Raw genomic sequence first — 19,855 nt, 5'->3', positions numbered from 1 at the left:
TGCTCGCGAGCGTGGCGCTCAGCGGTCCTGCAGGAGCCCGAGGACGTTGCCGTCAGGGTCGATGACGGTGGCCACCAGCCGGCCGGCGCCGACCTCGTGCGCGGCCTCCTTCACGGTGGCCCCGGCCGCGGTCAGGTCGGCAAGCTTCGCCTCGATGTCAGGCACGTGCCAGTAGGCCACCGGCGAGACCATGCCCTGCGGTCCGCCGCCCGGAACCAGGCCGATGTGCTGGCCCTCGGCCTCGAAGCCGACGTAGTACTGCGAGTCGGTCTGCGGCGGCATGCCGAGCAGAGCCGCGTAGACGGCCTTGGCCTTGGCCAGGTCGGTCACGGGGTGCAGCACGGTCTTGATGCCGTGGGTGGAAGCGCTGGTCACGGTCACTCCTCTGGTCGTGGGTCCCATCGACCCGCTGTCGTGGTCACAGTCTTTCCGCCGGCCCCGCCGCACCACATCCGTGCTGAGCACGGATCCCCACCACGGATCACGGGCACGGATCACGGGCACGGATCACGGGCACGGATCACGGGCACGGATCAGGGCACGGTGGCACCGATGAGGCAAGATGGGGCGGTGACAGCAACGGTGGACATCTCGCTTCGGGAAGCCGAGGTACTGGAACTGGTCGGCGCCCGGCTCAGCAACGCCGAGATCGCGGCCAAGCTGTACATCTCGGTGCGCACCGTGGAGAGCCACGTTTCCTCACTGCTGCGCAAGCTGGACGTGCCGGACCGCCGTGCCCTCGCCCAGCGGGCCCCCGAGCCGGCCGGTGACGACGCTCCAGTCCAGCCGGTACCGGTGCTGCCGGCCCCGTTGACGCCCTTCGTCGGCCGGGTCACCGAGCAGGCCGAGCTGGCAGAGCTGCTCGAGAGTCACCGGGAGGTGACCGCGGTCGGGCCGGGCGGGGTGGGCAAGACGCGGCTCGCCCTGTCGGTGGCCGCCGAAACATCCGGCCGGTACGGCGACGGAGTGTGGTTCGTCGACCTCGTTCCAGTCACGGATCCGGGCATGATCGCGACGGCGGTCGCCGGTGCCCTCGGCCTCGGGGAGCAGCCCGGCCGTGACATGACGGAGTCGGTGATTGCCGCGCTGGCCGATCGGCAGTCCTTGCTGGTGCTGGACAACTGCGAGCAAGCCCTCGACGGAGTGGCGCTGTTCGTCGAGCGGCTGCTGGCGTCCTGCCCTCGCGTGACGGTGCTGGCGACGAGCCGGGCCCGGTTGATGGTGCCGTTCGAGCGGGTGTACCAGGTCCCGCCGCTGTCGCTGCCCGTCGACGGTCAGTCGGACGCGGTCGCGCTGTTCCTGGCCCGGGCCGCAGCGGCCGGCTCGCCGCTGGATCCGACGGCGCGTGACCAGATCGTCTCCATCTGCGAGCGATTGGACGGTATGGCGCTCGCCATCGAGCTGGCCGCTGCGCGGTACCACTCGCTCGGGCTCGACGGCGTCACCGCTGCCTTGTCCCACCCGCTCCGGATGCTCACCGGCGGCTTCCGTGCCGACGAACGGCACCGTTCGGTGCGAGCCGCACTGGACTGGAGCCATGCCCTGCTGGACCCGACCGACAAAGCATTGCTGCGCCGGGTGTCGGTCTTCATGTCGCCGTTCACGGCCGCGGCGGCGGCGAAGGTGACCGGGACCGAGGAGTTCCTGGTCGCCGAGGGTCTCGCCCGGCTGGCCGAGCAGAGCCTGCTGGTGGTCACGACGTCCCCAGGCGGTACGGCGTACCGCGCGCTGGAGACGATCCGCGAGTACGCGACCGAGCAGCTGGTCGAGGCCGGCGAACTGGTCGACACGCGATCCCGGCACCTTCGCTGGTGCCTGGCACAGGCCACCGAGCTGGAGGTCGTCCGGCCGGAGTGGCGGGCCGGGTTCGACGCGATTGCCGACGATCTTCGCGCCGCGCTGGCGTGGGCGGCGCAGGAACCGGAGCAGCGCACCGACGCCTATCGGGTCGCCGGCACGCTGGCCGAGCTGACCTTCACCCGCAACCTGATCGGCGAATCCCAGCAACGCTACGAGCAGGCAGCGGCACTCGCCGAGGACCCGGAGTCGGCTGCATCGGCACTGCGCCAGGCCGCGGCGGTCGCTGGTTGCCGAATGCGCGGCGACGACGTGTACCGCCTGTGCGCCGAGGCCGCGGAAGCCGCCTCGAGGGCGGGTGACAGCGCGGGCGCCGCCCAGGATCTCGCGGCGATCGCCACGACCGCGTACCGGTTCTCGACCAAGTTCGTACGGAAGCTGTCCGTGGAGGAGACGGACTCGCTCGTCGCCCGTGCACGGGACCTGGCCGGCGACGATCCTGCGGCGCGGGCCACGGTAGCGGTGGCCGAGGCCGGCCAGCTGCTCAACAGCGCGATCAGCACTGCCCAAGGCCACCCCGGTGCGTCCGTCACGGACACGGTCGCCCGCGCCGAGCGAGCGGTGGACCTGACGCATCGGACAGGCGATCCGCTCGACGAGTCCGTCGCGCTGGATGTCCTGACCGGTGCCCTGAGCTGGGCAGGTGACCCGTTCGCCGCCGCTTCGACGACCCAGCGCCGGATCACGTTGCTGTCGTCCATGCCGAAGACTCCGGCCGCCACCCACGAGCTGCTCGAGGCGCTCGCCGAAGCGGCTGAAGCCAGTCTGGGTACCGGCGACCTGGCGGCGGCTCGCCGGTGGGCAGGACAACTCGCCGACCATCCACTGCTCGCCGAGGTCGGCCACCGCGCCACCAGCTGGCTTCTGGTCGCGGACGCGTTCGCGGGCAACGTCGAGCAACTGCTCAACGGGAGCTTTCGCTTCCTCGACGCGTGGCGACGTGCCGGTCGCCCCGCGCGGTCGTCTCTCGGCCCGGCCGTCGCCGCTGTGGCGATGACGCATGGCCTCCGTGGCGACGACGACGCGCGGCAGGAATGGAACCAGGTACTGGATGAGCTCGGCCCGCTGCCCGAGCACGCGCACGGCTACGGGGCGGTCTTCGACACCATGCTCCTGCTGCACCACGGGCAACTGCCGGAGGCGCTGGAGCGGATGTCTCCCGCGCCGCAGGAAGTATGGAAGTGGGTGACCTGGATCTGGCACCACTGGTACGTCGCGCTGCGTGCCGAGGTCGCTGTCCTGGCCGGGACGCCCGACGCCCGCGACCGTCTGGCTGAGGCTCGGACCATTGTGACCGGCAACCCGGTCGCCGGGGCCATGGTGGCGCGAGCCGCAGCCCTTCTCGACGGCGAGCAGGAGGCTCTGCTCGCCGCCGCAGACGCGTTCGACGTTTCCGGCTGCCGCTACCAGGCCGCACGCACTCTGGTGCTGGCAGGCGGCGAGCACGCTGAGCGCGGGGCCGCGGTACTCGCTTCACTCGGCCTCGCGCCGATGAGCTCGACCGGCGCGTAGCCGGGCCGGGAGCCTGGGGGAGGGTCTGTCTCAGCCGGACGCGAAGTCGACGTACGGCGCGAACAGCTGCCCGACATGGCCCGGCGGGTCGAAGAGTCCGAGCGTCCGGAGCAAGGTGTGCGCCATTACGACATGGCCGGCGCCGTTCGGGTGACAGCCCTCGCTGATCCACGCCTCCATCACGTCGGCCCGCTGGGCTCGTGCCCAGACCTGGTGATGATCGACAAGCGTGGCTCCACGGGCAACAGCCAGGTCACGGATGTCTGAGGCATAGCCGGCGAGGTTGTTCGCGAGGCCGTCCTTGGTCGTCGGCAACGCGCCGTTGGGGGTCTGCAGTACGACGTGAGCACCGGTCGCGGAGACCCGGTCGATCAGTTCGCGATACGTGGCGCGGAACTGTTCGCGTCCCGCGTCACCTGCTCTGCAGTCGTTCAGGCCGAGACCGATCACGACGATGTCCGGGCTCCATCGCAGGACGGCCGCATCCAGTGCCGCGGCGAGGTCGCCCACGGTCCAGCCGCTGACCGCGGTGTTCAGCACCGTGTCGGAGATCCTGCCCAACTCGTAGCGGATCCGCTCGGCGAACAGTTCCGTGTAGTCTCGGCGGCCGTAGGTGTGCTGGTCTCCGGCGGTGACGCTGTCCCCGGTGAACAGCCACGTCAGTTGCCCGTCAGCCAGCAGCCGGGCGATCGGCGTACGGCGTCGGTCGGTCATCCCTTGGCCCCTGTCGTCGCGACGCCTTCGACGACATGTCGCTGCAGGAGCGCGAAGACCGCGATCATCGGCAGCGTCGCCATCACCGCGCCGGCCATCAGGACCGGGAAGTCGGTGAGGTACTGCCCCTTGAGCGAGGCCAGGCCGGCGGACAAGGTCATCTGCTGCGGATCGGTGTTCACCACCAGCGGCCAGAGCAGATCGTTCCAGGACCACAACAGCGTCAGGACGCCGAGTGCGATCAGCCCGGGCCGCGCGAGCGGCAGGTAGATGAGCCAGTACTTCTGCAGCGGGTTACAGCCGTCGAGTTCGGCGGCTTCGTCCAGTTCCGCAGGCAGTCCGAGGAAGAACTGCCGGAGCATGAAGGTGCCGAAGGCACTGAAAATGCCCGGCAGGATCAATGCCTGCAGCGTGTTGAGCCACCCCAGCTCTTGCATGATGCGGTACTGCGGAATGATGAACAGCTGGCTCGGGACCATGAGTACCGAGAGGAAGAGCCCGAACAGGACGCGTCGCCCGGGAAAGTCCAGCCGGGCGAAGGCGTACGCCGCGACCGAGCACAGCAGGAGCTGGCCTGCCACCCGGCCGACGGACACGACGACGGTGTTCGCGAACTGCCGGGCGAATGGCGCGTTCTCGAACACGGTCGCGAAGTTGTGCCAGTTCGCGTGCTCCGGCACCAGAACCGGCGGGGCCTGGACGGACTCTCCGAGGGTCTTGAACGCGGTCGAGATCTCCCAGGCGAACGGAATCATGGCGAGCAGCGCACCCAGCACGATCAGCCCGTAACCGGCCCGACCAGCCGCGGTCGCGCGAACGAGCCTACGCATAGTGCACCCACCTGCGCTGGAGCCGGAACTGCAGCGCCGTCAGCGTCGCGATGACGGCCAGGAGTACGAACGCGATCGCCGCGCCGTAGCCGGGCGTGTTCTTCACGAAGGCCGTCTCGTAGAAGAGTGAGACCACTGTCCGGGTGGCATCGGCGGCAGGACTCGAGGGTGGGACCATCAAGTAGACCATGTCGAACATCTGCAGTGACCCCACGATCGAGATCACCGAGACGAAGAACGTCGTGGGGGAGAGCAGCGGCGCCGTGATCCGGACGAAGTGCTGGATGCTTCCGGCGCCGTCGAGCGCCGCGGCTTCGGCCAGTTCGCGCGGAATGTTCTGCAGGCCGGCCATGAAGATCACCATCGTGTAGCCGAACTGCGACCAGATTCCGACGACGGCCAGCGCGACCAGTGCGACGCGCGGGTCCGTGAGCCAGCCCGGGCCGTCGATCCCCACGACAGCGAGGCTTTGATTGATCAGGCCGTAGTCGCCGTTGTAGAGGAACTGCCAGAGCAGGCCGACCGCGGCGGGCATCGTCACGACAGGGATGTAGTACAACGTCCGGAACACTCCACGGCCCCGCAGACCTCGCCGATTGAGCAGTGCCGCGAAGATCATCGCCAGCGGGATACCGACCAAGGACAGCAAGGTGTAGACAGCCGTGTTCCGCAGCGCGAGCCAGACGGCATCGTCGTGCAGCAGGCGCGAGTAGTTGCTGAGCCCGATCCAGGTACTGCCACCGAACGGTCCCCACTCGGTGAAGCTGAAGTAGAACGTCTGGAGGACCGGCCAGAGGTAGAAGACGGCCAGGCCCAGGCCCATGGGGGCGACCATCGCCAACCCCCACCAGCCTTCACGCCGACGACGGAGACTCCGGCTCACCGCGCCTGCTCGGCTTTGAGCGCCTCGTTCATGGCCGTTGCCATGCGTTGTGCTGCGGCCAGTGGTGTCTGCTTGCCGCTCCAGGCTTCCCCGAGAATCTTGGGCTCCTCTGCCGCCCAGGCGTCGGTGTTCTTCGAGACCGGGTACGGAACCGCGACGGCGATCTGGTCGACCAGGCTCTGCAGGTGGTACTGCGGGACGGAGGCCACCCATCCCTCCGCCTCGCTCGAGTAGGCGGGGATGACTGTCCCGCTCTCCGCACGGGTGCGCGCCGCTTCCTTGCGACCCATGAACTCGACGAGCTTCCACGCGGCGTCAGGGTGCTTCGTCTTGGCGGAGATCGCTTCGGCGAGCCCGGTCGAGATAGTGGCTCGCTTCTTCCCCGCCGGCAGTGCCGCGACGTCGAACTTCTTGGCGGTGTCGGTCTTGGCGAAGGTGCCCGCGAGCCAGTTCCCGCCGTACATCATCGCGACCTTGCCGGACTGGAACAGCTGCAGTGGTTCGGTGTCGGTCATCTGCTGCAGGGTCGGCGAATGGCCGGCCGCGATGAAGTCGGTCCAGTAGGCGATGCCTTCGACCGAGGCGGCGTCGTCGTACCCGGAGTGCTGACCGTCGGGGGAGATCACGTATCCGCCCGCTTGGGCGATCGTGTTGTAGAAGTTCGACTGACTATTGAGCGCGGCCGCGATACCGTACGTGCCGGTCGACTTGTTCGTCAGCTTCGCCGCGGCGGCCCGGGCGTCGGCCCAGGTCCAGTCGTCGGTGGGGTACTTCACGCCGGCCGCGTCGAAGAGCGTCTTGTTGTACCACAGGCCGATCGTCGTGTTGTCCCGCGGCATGCCGTACTGCTCGCCCTTCAGTACGAAGCTGTCGGTCACGGCCTTGGCGTAGACGCCCATGTCGACCGAGTCGCGGCCGATGTACTTCGACAGCGGCAGCAGCATCCCGTTGGACGCGTAGAGCTGGAAGTTCGGTGCGTTCATCCACATCACGTCCGGGGCCTCGCCGCCCGACGCGGCCGCCTTGAGCTTCTGCCAGTACTGGTCCCAGGGGGTCAGCTGGATCTGGACCGTGATGCCCGGATTCTCCTTCTCGAAGTCGCGGATGATCTGCTCCTCCGACGGTTTCATCGACGCGTCCCAGAGCGCGAACGTCAACTGGACCTTGGTGTCTGCCGCGGATCCGCTGCAGCCGGACACCGCCGCGATCACCGCCAGACCGGCGAGCATCGATAGTGCTTTCCTCAGCATGTGACACCTCTCGCGACACGGACGGACGGCTGGGCAGAGCGCCCAGCAGTGATTTATGCCTCTTTCCGGCATTATTCAGGCCGCGAGAGATCGGTGTCAACGATCGGGAGTTCGGTCAGAGGCTCTCGGCTGCCAGCTCGGGCAACGCGCCGCGCGAGCCGGAGAGCAGGCGGCCGTCGAGAGCGTCCAGGGCGAGGCTGATCCCGCCGAGCGCGACAGACTCGGCGCCGAGCGAGGACGCGCGCAGCTCCGGCACTTCTCCGGCCAGCTCTTCCAGCTCGACGCGCAGCGGCTCGAGGATGAGGTCGGCGGACCGGGAGAACGCACCGCCGACCACCAGAACCTGCGGATCGACGATGCCGATGGCGGTGGCGGCAGCGACGGCCATCGCCTCGACGTAGCGACGGACCGCGGTCGCCGCGGCCCGGTTGCCTGCGCGCGCCGCCTCGAAGACCCGCTCCGCACGATCCTTCAGTGGAACGCTGTCCGGCACCGCGGCGCAGCGATGCAGGTACTCGATCGCCGCCTCCCACTTGACCATCGGCAACGACGACAGGTCACCGGCCGCTCCGCGGAACCCGCGGCGCAACCGGCCGTCGATGACGGTGGCGAGGCCGGTGCGACGGCCTGCTTGCAGGAGCACCAGGTCGGCGATCCCTTGTGCTGCTCCACGTCGGTGCTCGGCTACCGCCGCGAGCTGGCTGTCGTTGTCCACGACAACCAACGCGTGCCGGCTGTCGCGGAAGTGGGCGGCCAGGTCGGCTCCCGGCCAATCCGGGATCGCGCCGGAGCGAGTCACCCGCCCGGTGCTGTCGACCGTCCCAGTCGTTCCGACGCCGACGGCCCAGACGCCTGTACCCGCAGGTGCGGCGTCGACACAGGCCGAGATGGCTCTGTCCGCGGCATCCAACCGATCCGCTCGCGGGTCGGACGGCCCCAACTCCTGCCGAGCCGTCGCGATCACCTCGCCGGCCAGGTCCGACAGCACCGCGCGAACGCCGTACGCGCCGATGTCGACCCCTGCGACGTAGCCCGCCTCGGCACGGAACCGATAGGTCCGCGCGGGACGCCCACGCGCTCCGGCGGCCGACCGATCCTCGGTCAGCCAGCGCCGCTCGACCAGGCTCAGGACGAGATCCTCGATCGCGGTCCGGCCCAGCCCGGTCTGGTCAACGAGCTCCGAAACCCTGAGCCGGCCGGCGCCGCGGACGGCACGGAGGACCGCACGTTCGTTGAGCTGTCTCAGCCTCGACTGGTCACCGCCGTCAGAGCCAGTCTCCATCCGGCACCTCCCCGAGTTACGCCGCAAGAGCCAGTCGCACACTATGGCCCGACCAGCGCACCACCGTCCAACAGCCTTGCCGCGTAGCCTGGCGGGTGTGGAGGACCTTCGTGGGCAGCTGACGGCTTGGGTGCAGAAGTGGCGTTGGTACCAGCGGAGTTCGTTGCCGTGGAACCGGGGGCGGATCCACTGGGAGCTGATGCGGCGCGGGGCGTTCGCGCGGTGGCCGTTGCACGGGAACGTGCTGGAAGCCTTGCGGGACGGGCGGCTCGAGGTCGGGGCCAACACGCTGTTCGAGCCCAATGTGTGGATCACGACGGGCGACGAGGGGCGGGTGCGGATCGGGGAGGGGACGTTCCTCAACATCGCGGTGATGGTCGCGGCGCTCGACCTGGTGGAGATCGGGTCGCACTGCATGCTGGCGAACGGGTGCTTCGTGACGGACGCCAATCACCGGTACGACGATCCGGACCGGCCGGTGCCGTGGCAGGGGTTCGACTCCAAGGGCCCGACGCGGATCGGCGACAACGTCTGGCTGGGCGCGAACGTGGTCGTCACGAGCGGCGTGACGATCGGCGAGAGGTGCGTGATCGGCGCCAACAGCGTCGTCACGCAGGACATCCCGCCGTACTCCGTCGCGGCCGGCGCCCCGGCGAAGGTCCTGCGCGCCGTCACCTACCCGAACGCCCGAGCCTGACAGCTGTCGGATTCCGGGTAGCTGGTTCGTGGAGAGGGCAAAGGGACCGAAAGACGGCCCCCAGAGTCAAGGAGAACCACGATGCCCGACCGGGCCACGCACGCCACCAGACCATTCCGCTTCGGGGTCGTTGCCCCGGTCGGGCCTGACCTGCGGGCGTGGCGGGACCGCGTCCGGCGGATCGCCGACCATGGTTACTCAACGTTGCTGATGCCCGACGTGCCCACGTGGCAGCCAACGCTCGGTCCTACGCTGGCGACCGCGGCCGCGCTCACCGACCTGCGGATCGGCTCGTGGGTGTACGCCGTCGCGCTGCGCGAATCATGGAGCACGGCGTGGGAGGCCCACTCACTCTCGGTGCTCACCGAAGGCCGCTTCGAGATGGGGATCGGAGCCGGCCGGCCCGGGATCGAAGTCGAGTTGGGGCAGCCCGCCGTCTCCCCGGCCGAGCGTCGTGCCAGGATGCGGGAGACCGTGGAGACCCTGCGGAGGTTCGACGGCCCCGATCTGCACACGCCGGTGGTCATGGCGGTGAGCGGGCCGAAGTCGCAGGCGCTGGCGCTCGAGGTCGCCGACGCGGTCACGTTCGTCCTCGCAACGGACGACGATCGGGCCGAGACCACGAAACGGGTCCGCGACTTCGCCGGCCGCGGGGACATGGAACTGGCCCAGCACGTCGCCGCCGTCGGTGATCGTGCCGCTCCCTTCATGGCGGGGCCCAACCTCGACACCGCGGCGCTCCGCGCGGCCGACTCGCTCGTCATCCTGCCGAGTGACCCCGCCGCAGCGGCCGAGGAGATCCAGCGGCGGCGCGAGGAGATCGGCTTCTCGTACTTCGTGATCGGCGCCGACTTCGCCGACCTGCTCGCGCCGGTCGTGGCCGAGCTGGCCGGGCAGTAGGCGGGCATGGCTGAAAAACATTTGCACGAAAGCTAGGCAAGACCGACCTCTCTCGCTAATCTTTTCCGCGATCTGCCGGATGAGAGGAGCGTGCCTGTGAGGTCGAGATCGCCTGGGGGAGTGCTCGCGTCCCGGGCCTATACCGCCGCCGACCGGTTCGCCCGCGTCGTCGCACTCAACGTGCTGTGGCTGCTTGCGTGCGTGCCGGTGGTCACCGCCGGCCCGGCCACCGCGGCGCTGTTCGGGGTCGTCCGGGAGTGGAACCGTGGCCTGGAGCCGCCGCTGGCGCGGTCGTTCCTGCGGTACTTCCGGGAGAACTTCCGGCAGGCGTTCGTGCTGCAGTTCCTGTTCCTGGTGCTGTTCCTGCCGACGGGCACGGTCGTCGCCGCCGCGCTGGTGGCGGTGATCGCGGCGTACGCGTTCACGCTCATGGTCGGCTACGAGATGTCGCTGCCGCAGATCCTCAAGGCGTCCGTCCAGCTCGCGGTCGGTAAACCGGCCGCCACCGCGAAAACCCTTGGTCTGCTGGGGTTCGTGGCAGCGTTGACGGTCGTGTTCCCGGCGGCGCCGTTGCTGGTGACGGCCCTGCTGGTGTCGTCGGTTCAGCGTTGGTGCGCCCCGTGATGCGGGCCCGGCGGTACTGGGTGCTGTATGTGATGCTGGTGCCGGCGCTGGTGTATCTCGCGGTCTACAAGTACGCGCCGATGTACGGGATCGTGGTCGCGTTCAAGGACTACTCGCTGGGTGAGGGCATCGTCGCCAGCCCCTGGGTGCACCCGTGGTACGGCCACTTCAGTGAACTCTTCGGTTCGCCGTACTTCGGTCAACTGCTGCGCAACACGTTCCTGCTGTCGATCTACAAGATCGTCTGGGGTACGGCGCTGCCGCTGGTGCTGGCGTTGTTGCTGAACGAGTGCCGGCTGACCTGGATGCGGCGCTGGGTGCAGACGCTCAGCTACATGCCGCACTTCCTGTCCTGGGTGATCATCTTCGGCATCACCGGCGCGTTCCTGTCCGAGAGCACCGGCCTGGTGAACCGTTGGCTGGAGCAACTGACCGGCCACACCATCGGCTTCCTCACGAGCACGGACTGGTTCCGGACGGTGCTGGTCGGGACCGAGGTGTGGAAGGACATGGGCTGGGGCGCGATCATCTACCTGGCCGCGATGGTCGGTATCGACCCGTCCCGCTACGAGGTCGCCAAGGTTGACGGCGCGAACCGGCTGCGGCAGATCTGGCACATCACACTGCCGGGGATCCGCAACGTCATCATCCTGCTGCTGGTGCTGCGCCTCGGCCATGTGCTCGAGGCGGGGTTCGAGCAGGTCTACATCTTCTACAACCTGCAGGTGTATCCGGTCGCCGACATCCTCGACACCTGGGTGTTCCGCACCGGCCTGGAGAACCTCAACTTCTCGCTGGCGGCGGCCGCCGGCCTGTTCAAGTCGATCATCGGGCTGGTGCTGATCCTGGCCGCCAACCGGATCGCCAAGCGCTGGGACGGTCAATTGTGGTGACACTCGTCAGGACCAGGATCAAGCCTCGCGCCGGCACCCGCAGCACGACTCGCATCAGCAGTCGCGAGGACCGCATCGCCAACGGCATCGTGTACCTCGCGCTGATCGTCGTCGCGGTCGTCTGCGTCTTTCCCCTGCTGTTCGTGGTCGCCGCCTCGATCACGCCGTACGGCGAGGTGCTCCGCAACGGCGGCTACATCGTGATCCCGCGATCGATCACGTTCGACGCCTACCGCGAGCTGCTGTCCGATCCGGCGATCCCGCGGGCGTTGTCGGTCACGGTCTTCATCACGGTCGTCGGCACCGCGCTGAACATGCTGCTGACCACGTTGATGGCCTACCCGCTGTCCCGCAAGGATCTGCCGGGGCGCAGCGCGGTGCTCCTGATCGCGTTGTTCACGACGGTGTTCGGCGCCGGGATGATCCCGACGTACCTGATCGTCAAGGCGACCGGTCTGCTCGACACCGTCTGGGCGATGATCGTGCCGGGTGCCGTGTCGGTGTTCAACGTGCTGATCATGAAGACGTTCTTCGAAGGTATCCCCGAGGAACTGATCGACGCGGCCCGGATCGACGGGGCGGGCGAACTGCGGATCCTGGTGCAGGTCCTGCTGCCGCTCTCGGTGCCGGTGATGCTCACGCTCGGCCTGTTCTACGGCGTCTCGCACTGGAACGAGTTCTTCCAGGCGATCCTCTACGTCCGCGACCAGGATCTGCTGCCGCTGCAGGTGGTGGTGCGGAACCTGCTGGCGCGCTCGCAGGCGACCGAGAACGCCGACGCCGTCCTGCCGTTGGTGACCGTGCAGATGGCCGCGGTCGTCGTCGCGGCGATCCCGATGATCGCCGTCTATCCGTTCGTGCAGAAGCACTTCCAGAAGGGCGTTCTGCTCGGCTCCGTGAAGGGCTGAATCAACTAGGAGTAGAGATGTACAGAAGTGTTGTTGCGGTTGCGCTCGGCAGCGCGTTGCTGCTCACGGCCTGCTCGTCGGGAGAGGGCGCCGACGGAGCGGGGGACACCGAGCTCGCGATCAGCGAGGTCAGCTTCGGTGCGGTGCCGCCGAAGGACGACGTCATCGGGCAGGCGCTGAAGAAGGAGCTCGGCCTGGACGTCAAGCTGAACGCTGTCGGTTCGAGCGACGACTACTACGCCCAGCTGTCGGCGTCGCTCGCCGGCGGAGATGCGCCGGACCTGTTCCAGGTCGACCGCTCGAGGTTGCAGCAGTTCGTCAAGCAGGGCCTGGTGCTCGACCTGACGAAGTACCTGGACACGGATCTGAAGCAGTACACGTCGTTCGTCGGCAAGGATCAGATGAAGGCGGCGATCCTGGACGGCAAGACGTACGGCGTGGTGAAGCGCCCGCAGTACCCGTACAGCACGTACTGGATCCGCAAGGACTGGCTGGACAAGCTGGGGCTCGCCGTACCGAAGACGACCGACGACCTGTTCGCGGTCGCGACCGCCTTCACCGGCAAGGACCCGGACGGCAACGGGAAGCCGGACACCTACGGGATCACCGGCGGCAAGGACGCCGATCCGTGGGCGCCGCTGTGGGGCGGGTTCGGCACCGGCGGCCCCGGCGCGGAGTACGTCGAGGACGGCAAGATCGTCAACGGCTACCAGGATCCGGACACCAAGACCGCTCTGGAGTACGTGGCCAAGCTGGTCAACGCGAAGGTGGTGGACCCCGACTTTCTCAGCAGCACGCTTGCACAGGCTCAGGAGCGTGCCATGCAGGGCAAGGCCGGGATCCTCTGCCAGAGCTGGCCGCAGATGACCAAGCCCGAGTTCACCGCTTCGGCGAAGAAGGCGCAGCCGGGCGCACAGTGGATCCAGCTGCCGCCGCTGGCCGGTCCGGCCGGTCCGGGGGCGATGCCGTACGACGAGAACTTCGCGTCGATCTACGCGATCCCGGCCAAGGTGGGCAAGGACGAGGCGAAGCTGAAGAACATCATGAAGTTCGTCGAGTACATCTCCGGCCAATCCGGCAACCGGCTGGTGTCGTACGGCATCGAGGGCACGCACTACACGGTTGCCGACGGCAAGGTGAAGGCGACGCCGAAGCTGGCGACCGACGGCGGCTGGTTCTGGCTCTACCAGCTCACCGGCCGGGACGAGGGCGAGTACCTCGGGATCAAGTTCGCGGCGCAGAAGAAGTACATCGACTTCGCCGCCAAGCAGCCACTGATGGACACGTACCAGAGCCTGGTGGTCAATCCGGACGGCTACAATCAGGTCGACGCCGACCGGTACTCGAACGAGCAGCTGGTCCAGTTCATCAGCGGGAAGAAGCCGCTCTCGCAGTACGACGCCTTCGTCAGCGACCTGACGAACAAGTTCGGCTACGGCAAGTACGTCGAGGGGGCACAGCAGCAGCTCACCGATCTCGGACTGGCCAAGTGAGAGCCGGCACCCCGAGCCCTGTCGAGTTGGTCAAGCGGGCGCTGCCGGAGCTGAGCGGTTCGCTCCGGCGCGTCGCCGACCAGATCCTGGCGAACCCGGACGAGGTCTCGCGCGGTTCGATCACCAAGCTGGCCGAGGCCGCACAGACGTCGGCGTCGGCGGTCACCCGCCTGTCGACGCATCTCGGGTACGCCGGGTACCCGGCGCTGCGGGCGGCCCTGGCGATGGAGATCGGTCGCGGTGTCGAGGCCGGCTGGGCGAGCGACATCGGGTCGGCGATCGGTCCGGCGGATCCGCCGGAGCAGGTGCTGAACGTGCTCGCGTCGACGCAGGCGAACGCGTTGCGGAACGCGCTGGCCGCGATCGATCTGGAGGCGGCGACCCGGGTCGCGGACGCGATCGCGGCCGCTCGGCGTACGCACATCTACGGCGAGTGGGGCGACGCGATCCCGGCGCGCGAGCTGTACATCCGGCTGCTGCGGATCGGGATCCCGGTGTGGTTCTTCGACGGTCCGCAGTCCTCGGAGATCGGCGCCGGGTTGCTCGACGAGGGTGACGTCGCGCTGATCGTGACGCGCTCGGGACACGACAACACCATGCTGGAGTTCGTCAAGCGGTCGAAGGCCCGCAGCGCGTTGACCGTGGCGATCACGGGGGTCCCCACCTCACCCCTCGGGCGGGCTGCCGAGATCACGCTCGACACCGGTACGCCGGCCGGCGGGACCTGGACCGAGTTCTTCGCCGGCCGCGCGAGCGACACGCTGACCGCGGGGCTGCTGTTCGTGCTGGTCGCCCAGCGCGTTCCCGATCACCTCACCGCCAACGCGCCGAACGGGCCCGGGCAACCCGTCGTCCGTCCCGACAGCTGAAGGACCTCTTATGGCCATGTTCGACCTTTCCCTCGACAAGCTCCGCGAGTACCGGCCCGAGGTGGCCGCGCCCGCCGACCTGGTCGATTTCTGGCGCCGTTCGATCGAGAAGGCGCGCACCGACGACCTGTCCGCCACGTTCACCTTGATCGACAACAAGCTCGCGGTGATCGACACCTACGACGTCACCTATGCCGGTTTCGACGGCTCGCCGGTCAAGGGCTGGCTGCACGTCCCGGCCGGCGCGACCGGTCCGTTGCCGACCGTCGTGCAGTACCACGGGTACTCCGGAGGCCGGGGCCTACCGCACGCGACGAACCTGTGGGCGCAGGCCGGCTACGCCCACTTCGTCACGGACACCCGCGGCCAGGGCTGGACGGCCGGCGGCAGCGGTACGCCGGACGACAGCCCGTACGCCGGTCTGAACCACACCCCCGGGTTCCTGACGGCGGGAATCACGGATCCGGAGACGTACTACTACCGCCGGGTCTTCATCGACGCGGTGCGGGCCCTCGACGCGGCCCGCGCCGCGCCGCTCGTGGACCCCGGCAAGCTCATCGTCGCCGGAGTCAGTCAGGGCGGCGGCATCGCGATCGCGGCGGCCGGCCTGGCGCCGATCGCCGGGATCGAGCTGCTCGGCTGCGCGCCCGACGTACCGTTCCTGTGTCACTTCCAGCGGGCGCTGCAGATTACGGACCACGGCCGCTACAACGAGATCACCCAGTATCTGAAGGGTTTCCGGCACCACGCCGACGCGGCGCTCCGCACGCTCGGCTACTTCGACGGCGTCAACCTCGGCCGGCTCGCCACGGCGCCGGCGCTGTTCTCGGTCGCGCTGATGGACGCCACCTGCCCGCCCTCGACGGTGTTCGCCGCCTTCAACCATTACGGCAGCGCGGACAAGCAGATCGAGGTCTATCCCTACAACGAGCACGAGGGAGGTCAGACGTACCAGCAGGACGCCCAACTGGACTGGTTCGCGAGTATCACGAAGTGAGGAGCAGGATGAGAGCAAGAGCATTCGGGGTCGCAGCGGTGGTGAGTGTGCTTCTGGTGGGCGCACTCACGAGTCCCGCCCAGGCCGCTGCCGGAACGTACTACGTGTCGGCCACCGGCAGTGACAGCAACAGCGGCCTGTCGCCCAGTGAGGCCTGGAAGACGATCGCGAAGGTCAACAGCTTCACCTATCCTCAAGGCAGCCTGATCTCCTTCGAAGGCGGATCGACCTTCACCGGCTGCCTGGTCTTCAATCCCACGAACGTCCCGGCCTCGGCGGCGTCGGTCCCGTTCCGGGTCGCGTCCTACGGCACCGGGAAGGCCACGATCTCTTCGAACTGCACGGGTGACTACTCCGCGGCCGTCACCGCGGACGCCGTGAACGGTTTCCAGCTGAACAACGTCAAACTGGTCAACGGCAGCACGACCGCGGCCGGTGTGCTGCTGGAGAACCAGAGCTCGTCCACGGCGACGAGCGGCCTGCAGATCAACTACGCGGACATCTCCGGCTTCGCCACACCGAGCGGCAGCACCAGCACGTTCGGCGGGCAGATCATGGTGCTCGGCTACGCGGTCAACGGGAACTCAGGCCCGTTGAACGACGTACAGATCGTCAACAACAAGCTGTACGGCGCGAGCGTCACGTCGAACGCCGGACCGGGGGTGTACGGCTGGGGCTCCGGCCTGAACATCAGCAACGTCCGGGTCGAGGGCAACACCGTCTACAACCTCGGCATGGCGCCCAGCTCGACTGGCGCGGCGATCACCGCCAACGGGTGGAACGGCGCACTCATCCAGCGCAACATCGTGCACGACATCGGCGCGAACGTGACGTCGTGCGGCGGCACCAGCGGGATCATGTCGTACACGTCCAACAACGTGACGATCCGCAACAACGAGGTCTACAAGGTCGAGCCCGTACCGGCGTACACGGCCGGCTGTGACTGGGACGGCATCGATCTCGACGGCGGTACGACGAATTCGCTCGTCGAGTACAACTACACCCACGACAACGCCGGCAGTGGGCTGCTCGCGTACACGTCGACCGCGGCGTCCCGCGTCTGGGGACCGAACACCTACCGGTACAACATCTCGGAGAACGACGACTGGGCGTTGGCGCAGGGCGGTCTGATGGACGTCGTGCCGGCGGCGCCGAAGAACGCTCTGTCCATCTACGGCAACACGTTCTTCAGCAACAAGGACCAGAGCGCGAACAAGAAGCAGGGCGCCAGCGCCTGCTTCAACTTCGGCTACAGCACGGGCGTCTGGGCCGCCGGTTCGCAGATCAAGGACAACATCTGCTACCTGGCCAACCGGAACAACTTCGGCAAGACCGGTCAGTTCTACTACAACCCCTACAACCAGACCGGTATGACGCTGGCGAACAACCTGTACTACGGGACGAACACCGGCGGCTGGCGCTGGAGTGGCACGACGTACGCCGACTTCGCGGCCTGGAATGCGGCCGGTCTCGAATCGGGCGCCGTCTGGGGCGACCCGCTCTTCACGTCGCCCGGCGCCGGCGGCACCTGCACCTGGTCACCGCCGTCCGGAACCGGACCGCAGCCCTGCCCTCAGGCGTACACCCTCAAGACCGGCTCCCCGGCCATCGGCGCAGGAACCCCGGTCTCCGGCAGCGGCGGTGTCGACTACTACGGCACCACCATCCCCAACCCACCCAACATCGGCGCCGACGCCGGATAACCCCGCGCTCGGCAACAGTGCGTTCTCCCTCCATCACGGTCATGATGGAGGGAGATTCGCGCGGTGGGGGAGGGGCAATGCCTTTAGCGAGCTATGGAGTCCTCGTCGGTCGTCTGGTGCGGTTCGCCCGTGAGGATCCCGACGACTTCGGATCCTGGTACCACGGGAAGATGTACATCGCGGCCCCGGCCGGTGAGTACGAGTGTGCGGTGGACGTGTCGACGCCCAGCGGGGTGCCGGTCCAGTACCGCGAAGTACGCAACCTGAACCCGCAGCTGTTCGCGTCGACGGCAGCGTTGAACGACGGGTGGCACCTGCTGGCCAGTACGCCGACGTCCGGCGCCCTCGACTACATCAGATCGCCGTTATTGCGTGGCTCCGGTGGGTGCGTGACTGTTGTCTACGACCCGCTCCTCGCCTGGCTGAACGAGATCTTGAAGTCTCCCAGGTTCGGCTGGATCGACAGTACCGCCGACAACGCACTGAACCTTCTCGAGCAGCGGCTGCTCGGATGCGAGCGCGTGTATGTGTTCGGCGCGCCGTACTCGACCGGCCTCGGCGTGCACGACATCCACTACAACCAGGGCGACCCTCCGGGCCCCTTCCAGCATCTCGACGGTATCTGGCAGGACGGCGGCACCGTCATCCAACGTCCCGGCGGCGAACTGACCGCCGTCCTGACCAAGTTCAAACCACAGTCCCTCACCACCGACGGCAACGGCCTGCCCCTGTGATCACCTCCTAAGCGACCGAGGGGCCGAGGCCCAGGGACTGGGGGGTGCTGGAGTCGGGGGAGGGCTGGTGCAGGCCCTCGTCGAGTGCGCCGTACTCGGTCATCAGGGCGGGGCTGCCGCCCCACGGGGTCTGCTCCTCGGCGATCAGGGTGTTGGTGGTGAGGAGCAGACCCGCGACCGAGGCGCCGTTCTGCAGCGCGGAGCGGGCCACCCGGAGCGGGTCGATGATGCCCATCGTGAGCATGTTGCCGTAGCGACCTTCCAGGGCGTCGAAGCCGTCGTCGACGTCCATCGCCGACGTCCGCTGCAGCACTTCGGCGCCGTTGTAGCCGGCGTTCGCCGCGATCAGGTACGCCGGTTCGCGCAGCGCCCGCCGGACGATGTCGACCCCGGTCCGGTAGTCGCCCTGCACGTCCAGGCCGTCGAGCGCGGAGGCGGCATGCAGGAGGGCCATGCCACCACCCGCCACGATGCCCTCGGCCATCGCGGCCCGCGTCGCGGACAGCGCGTCCTCGACCCGGTGCTGCAACTCCTTGAGCTCAGCCGGTGTCGGCGCACCGACCCGGATCACCGCGACCTTCCCGGACAGCGCGCCGATCCGCTCGGTCAGGACGTCCTCGTCGACGCCGAACGTCGCCCGCTCCAGCTCGGCCCGCAGCTGCGCGACCCGGAACGCGACCGCCTCCTCGTGGCCCGAACCGGCCACGATCGCCGTCCGGTCCGCGTTCACCCGCACCTGGTCCGCGCGACCCAGCTGGTCCAGCGTCATGGTCTCGAGGCTGAAGCCCGAGTGCCGGCTGTAGACCGCGCCCCCGGTGATCGCCGCGATGTCCTCCAGCTTGTGCAGCCGCCGGTCGCCGAACCCCGGCGCCTTCACGGCAACGCACTGGAACAACCCGTTGACGTGGTTGTGCACCAGCATGCTGAGTGCCGTGCCTTCGAGGCTCTCGGCGATGATCACCAGCGGCCGCGGCTCGCGCATGATCCGGTCCAGCAGCGGCATCACCTCCTGGACCTTGGTGATCTTCTCGCTGCACAACAGGATGTAGGGGTCGTCGAGAACGGCCTGCAGACTTCCCGGGTCGGTCACCATGTACGGCGACAGGTAGCCGTTGTCGAACTCGAAACCCTCGACGAAGTCGACGGCCATCCCGTGCACCGACGACTCCTCGACCGTCACGATGCCGCCGTCGCCGACGGTGTGCAGGGCCTTCGCGATCACCGCGCCGACCACGTCGTCGTCGTTCGCCGAGATCGCGGCGACCCGTGCGTAGTCCTGCTCGGTGACCACCGGGTGCGCGACCTCGCGCAGCCGGTCGACCAGCTTGCCGACGGCCAGGTCGATCCCCCGCTTCACCAGGACGGGGTTCCCGCCGGAGCCGATCGCGGCCATTCCCTCGCGGATGATCGCCTGCGCGATCACGGTCGCGGTCGTGGTGCCGTCGCCGACGATGTCGTTGGTCTTGATCGCGGCTTCCTTGACCAGCTGGGCGCCCATGTTCTCGAACTGGTTCTTGAGGTGGATCTCCCGGGCGATCGTGACGCCGTCGTTGGTCACCACTGGCGACCCGGTGATCTTCTCCAGGATCACGTTGCGGCCCTTGGGGCCGAGCGTCGACTTCACCGCGTCCGCGAGCTGGTCGACCCCGGCCAGCAGCAGATCACGGGCGTTCTCTCCGAAGCGCAGCTCCTTCGCCATGACGTCCCTC

Annotated in this window: 18 protein-coding genes; 11 read left to right on the top strand and 7 right to left on the bottom strand. The window is 68.2% G+C overall.

Translation table 11 applies throughout. From position 1 onward, the window contains the following. Positions 1-18: 18 nt before the first annotated feature. On the bottom strand, positions 19-375 hold the full coding sequence (locus ACWEOO_RS25955) for a VOC family protein (RefSeq protein WP_359922940.1): 357 nt from the start codon (positions 373-375) through the stop codon (positions 19-21). A gap of 195 nt (positions 376-570) precedes the next feature. Here ACWEOO_RS25955 and ACWEOO_RS25950 point away from each other — a divergent pair, with 195 nt between their 5' ends. Further along, complete coding sequence (locus ACWEOO_RS25950) at positions 571-3,369, top strand: ATP-binding protein (protein WP_452145221.1); 2,799 nt, start codon at positions 571-573, stop codon at positions 3,367-3,369. Positions 3,370-3,399: 30 nt separating this feature from the next. Here the strand turns inward: ACWEOO_RS25950 and ACWEOO_RS25945 are convergent, their stop codons facing one another. The 5 genes from ACWEOO_RS25945 to ACWEOO_RS25925 all read right to left on the bottom strand — a co-directional run bounded on the left by ACWEOO_RS25945 (position 3,400) and on the right by ACWEOO_RS25925 (position 8,328). Further along, entirely contained in the window at positions 3,400-4,083 is a 684-nt protein-coding gene (locus tag ACWEOO_RS25945) for an SGNH/GDSL hydrolase family protein (protein ID WP_452145220.1), read from the bottom strand. After that, positions 4,080-4,913 (bottom strand): carbohydrate ABC transporter permease, encoded by an 834-nt coding sequence (locus tag ACWEOO_RS25940; protein WP_452145219.1) that lies wholly within the window; start codon positions 4,911-4,913, stop codon positions 4,080-4,082. The genes ACWEOO_RS25945 and ACWEOO_RS25940 overlap by 4 nt, the downstream gene beginning before the upstream one ends. Beyond that, a complete protein-coding gene (locus ACWEOO_RS25935) occupies positions 4,906-5,796 on the bottom strand; it encodes a carbohydrate ABC transporter permease (RefSeq protein ID WP_452145218.1) in 891 nt (296 codons plus the stop codon). Before ACWEOO_RS25935 ends, ACWEOO_RS25940 begins: the two co-directional genes overlap by 8 nt. Further along, entirely contained in the window at positions 5,793-7,046 is a 1,254-nt protein-coding gene (locus tag ACWEOO_RS25930; protein ID WP_452145217.1) for an ABC transporter substrate-binding protein, read from the bottom strand. Before ACWEOO_RS25930 ends, ACWEOO_RS25935 begins: the two co-directional genes overlap by 4 nt. Before the next feature lie 115 nt (positions 7,047-7,161). After that, on the bottom strand, positions 7,162-8,328 hold the full coding sequence (locus ACWEOO_RS25925) for an ROK family protein (RefSeq protein WP_452145216.1): 1,167 nt from the start codon (positions 8,326-8,328) through the stop codon (positions 7,162-7,164). A gap of 97 nt (positions 8,329-8,425) precedes the next feature. On the opposite strand from ACWEOO_RS25925, the gene ACWEOO_RS25920 reads away from it, so the two are divergent. From ACWEOO_RS25920 to ACWEOO_RS25875, 10 genes are all read left to right on the top strand, one after another. Next, a complete protein-coding gene (locus tag ACWEOO_RS25920) occupies positions 8,426-9,025 on the top strand; it encodes an acyltransferase (protein ID WP_452145215.1) in 600 nt (199 codons plus the stop codon). An 81-nt stretch (positions 9,026-9,106) separates the two neighbouring features. Further along, complete coding sequence (locus ACWEOO_RS25915; protein ID WP_452145214.1) at positions 9,107-9,925, top strand: LLM class flavin-dependent oxidoreductase; 819 nt, start codon at positions 9,107-9,109, stop codon at positions 9,923-9,925. A 96-nt stretch (positions 9,926-10,021) separates the two neighbouring features. Continuing rightward, a complete protein-coding gene (locus ACWEOO_RS25910; RefSeq protein WP_452145213.1) occupies positions 10,022-10,549 on the top strand; it encodes a YesL family protein in 528 nt (175 codons plus the stop codon). Then, positions 10,549-11,442, top strand: a complete 894-nt coding sequence (locus ACWEOO_RS25905; protein WP_452145311.1) for an ABC transporter permease — start codon at positions 10,549-10,551, stop codon at positions 11,440-11,442. Before ACWEOO_RS25910 ends, ACWEOO_RS25905 begins: the two co-directional genes overlap by 1 nt. After that, complete coding sequence (locus ACWEOO_RS25900) at positions 11,439-12,350, top strand: carbohydrate ABC transporter permease (RefSeq protein WP_452145212.1); 912 nt, start codon at positions 11,439-11,441, stop codon at positions 12,348-12,350. Before ACWEOO_RS25905 ends, ACWEOO_RS25900 begins: the two co-directional genes overlap by 4 nt. Positions 12,351-12,367: 17 nt before the next feature. After that, positions 12,368-13,843 carry an extracellular solute-binding protein gene (locus tag ACWEOO_RS25895; RefSeq protein ID WP_452145211.1) on the top strand — a complete coding sequence of 492 codons (1,476 nt, stop codon included), beginning with the start codon at positions 12,368-12,370 and terminating at the stop codon, positions 13,841-13,843. Continuing rightward, positions 13,840-14,712: a MurR/RpiR family transcriptional regulator gene (locus ACWEOO_RS25890; protein WP_452145210.1), complete on the top strand. Its 873-nt coding sequence runs from the start codon at positions 13,840-13,842 to the stop codon at positions 14,710-14,712. Before ACWEOO_RS25895 ends, ACWEOO_RS25890 begins: the two co-directional genes overlap by 4 nt. 16 nt (positions 14,713-14,728) lie before the next feature. Next, positions 14,729-15,709, top strand: a complete 981-nt coding sequence (locus ACWEOO_RS25885) for an acetylxylan esterase (protein ID WP_452145209.1) — start codon at positions 14,729-14,731, stop codon at positions 15,707-15,709. Positions 15,710-15,717: 8 nt separating this feature from the next. Then, positions 15,718-17,412: a right-handed parallel beta-helix repeat-containing protein gene (locus ACWEOO_RS25880; RefSeq protein WP_452145208.1), complete on the top strand. Its 1,695-nt coding sequence runs from the start codon at positions 15,718-15,720 to the stop codon at positions 17,410-17,412. Positions 17,413-17,489: 77 nt separating this feature from the next. After that, the gene (locus tag ACWEOO_RS25875; RefSeq protein ID WP_452145207.1) at positions 17,490-18,146 is read left to right on the top strand and encodes a DUF2278 family protein; all 657 of its coding nucleotides are present in this window, start codon (positions 17,490-17,492) and stop codon (positions 18,144-18,146) included. 7 nt (positions 18,147-18,153) lie between these two features. On the opposite strand, the gene groL is transcribed toward ACWEOO_RS25875, so the two are convergent. Then, positions 18,154-19,845, bottom strand: coding sequence for a chaperonin GroEL (groL, locus tag ACWEOO_RS25870; RefSeq protein ID WP_452145206.1), 1,692 nt, complete (start codon positions 19,843-19,845; stop codon positions 18,154-18,156). Between the last annotated feature and the right edge of the window lie 10 nt (positions 19,846-19,855).

This window comes from Kribbella sp. NPDC004138 (assembly GCF_053603655.1).
Note: the sequence above shows the minus strand (reverse complement) of the source record. Positions and strands in the feature narration are given on the sequence as shown.

Coding starts and splice junctions, on each gene's coding strand:
- ACWEOO_RS25895 (WP_452145211.1), top strand. CDS start 12,368: ATGTACAGAAGTGTTGTTGCGGTTGCGCTCGGCAGCGCGTTGCTGCTC.
- groL (WP_452145206.1), bottom strand. CDS start 19,845: ATGGCGAAGGAGCTGCGCTTCGGAGAGAACGCCCGTGATCTGCTGCTG.
- ACWEOO_RS25930 (WP_452145217.1), bottom strand. CDS start 7,046: ATGCTGAGGAAAGCACTATCGATGCTCGCCGGTCTGGCGGTGATCGCG.
- ACWEOO_RS25945 (WP_452145220.1), bottom strand. CDS start 4,083: ATGACCGACCGACGCCGTACGCCGATCGCCCGGCTGCTGGCTGACGGG.
- ACWEOO_RS25905 (WP_452145311.1), top strand. CDS start 10,549: ATGCGGGCCCGGCGGTACTGGGTGCTGTATGTGATGCTGGTGCCGGCG.
- ACWEOO_RS25915 (WP_452145214.1), top strand. CDS start 9,107: ATGCCCGACCGGGCCACGCACGCCACCAGACCATTCCGCTTCGGGGTC.
- ACWEOO_RS25875 (WP_452145207.1), top strand. CDS start 17,490: ATGCCTTTAGCGAGCTATGGAGTCCTCGTCGGTCGTCTGGTGCGGTTC.
- ACWEOO_RS25940 (WP_452145219.1), bottom strand. CDS start 4,913: ATGCGTAGGCTCGTTCGCGCGACCGCGGCTGGTCGGGCCGGTTACGGG.
- ACWEOO_RS25880 (WP_452145208.1), top strand. CDS start 15,718: ATGAGAGCAAGAGCATTCGGGGTCGCAGCGGTGGTGAGTGTGCTTCTG.
- ACWEOO_RS25885 (WP_452145209.1), top strand. CDS start 14,729: ATGTTCGACCTTTCCCTCGACAAGCTCCGCGAGTACCGGCCCGAGGTG.
- ACWEOO_RS25925 (WP_452145216.1), bottom strand. CDS start 8,328: ATGGAGACTGGCTCTGACGGCGGTGACCAGTCGAGGCTGAGACAGCTC.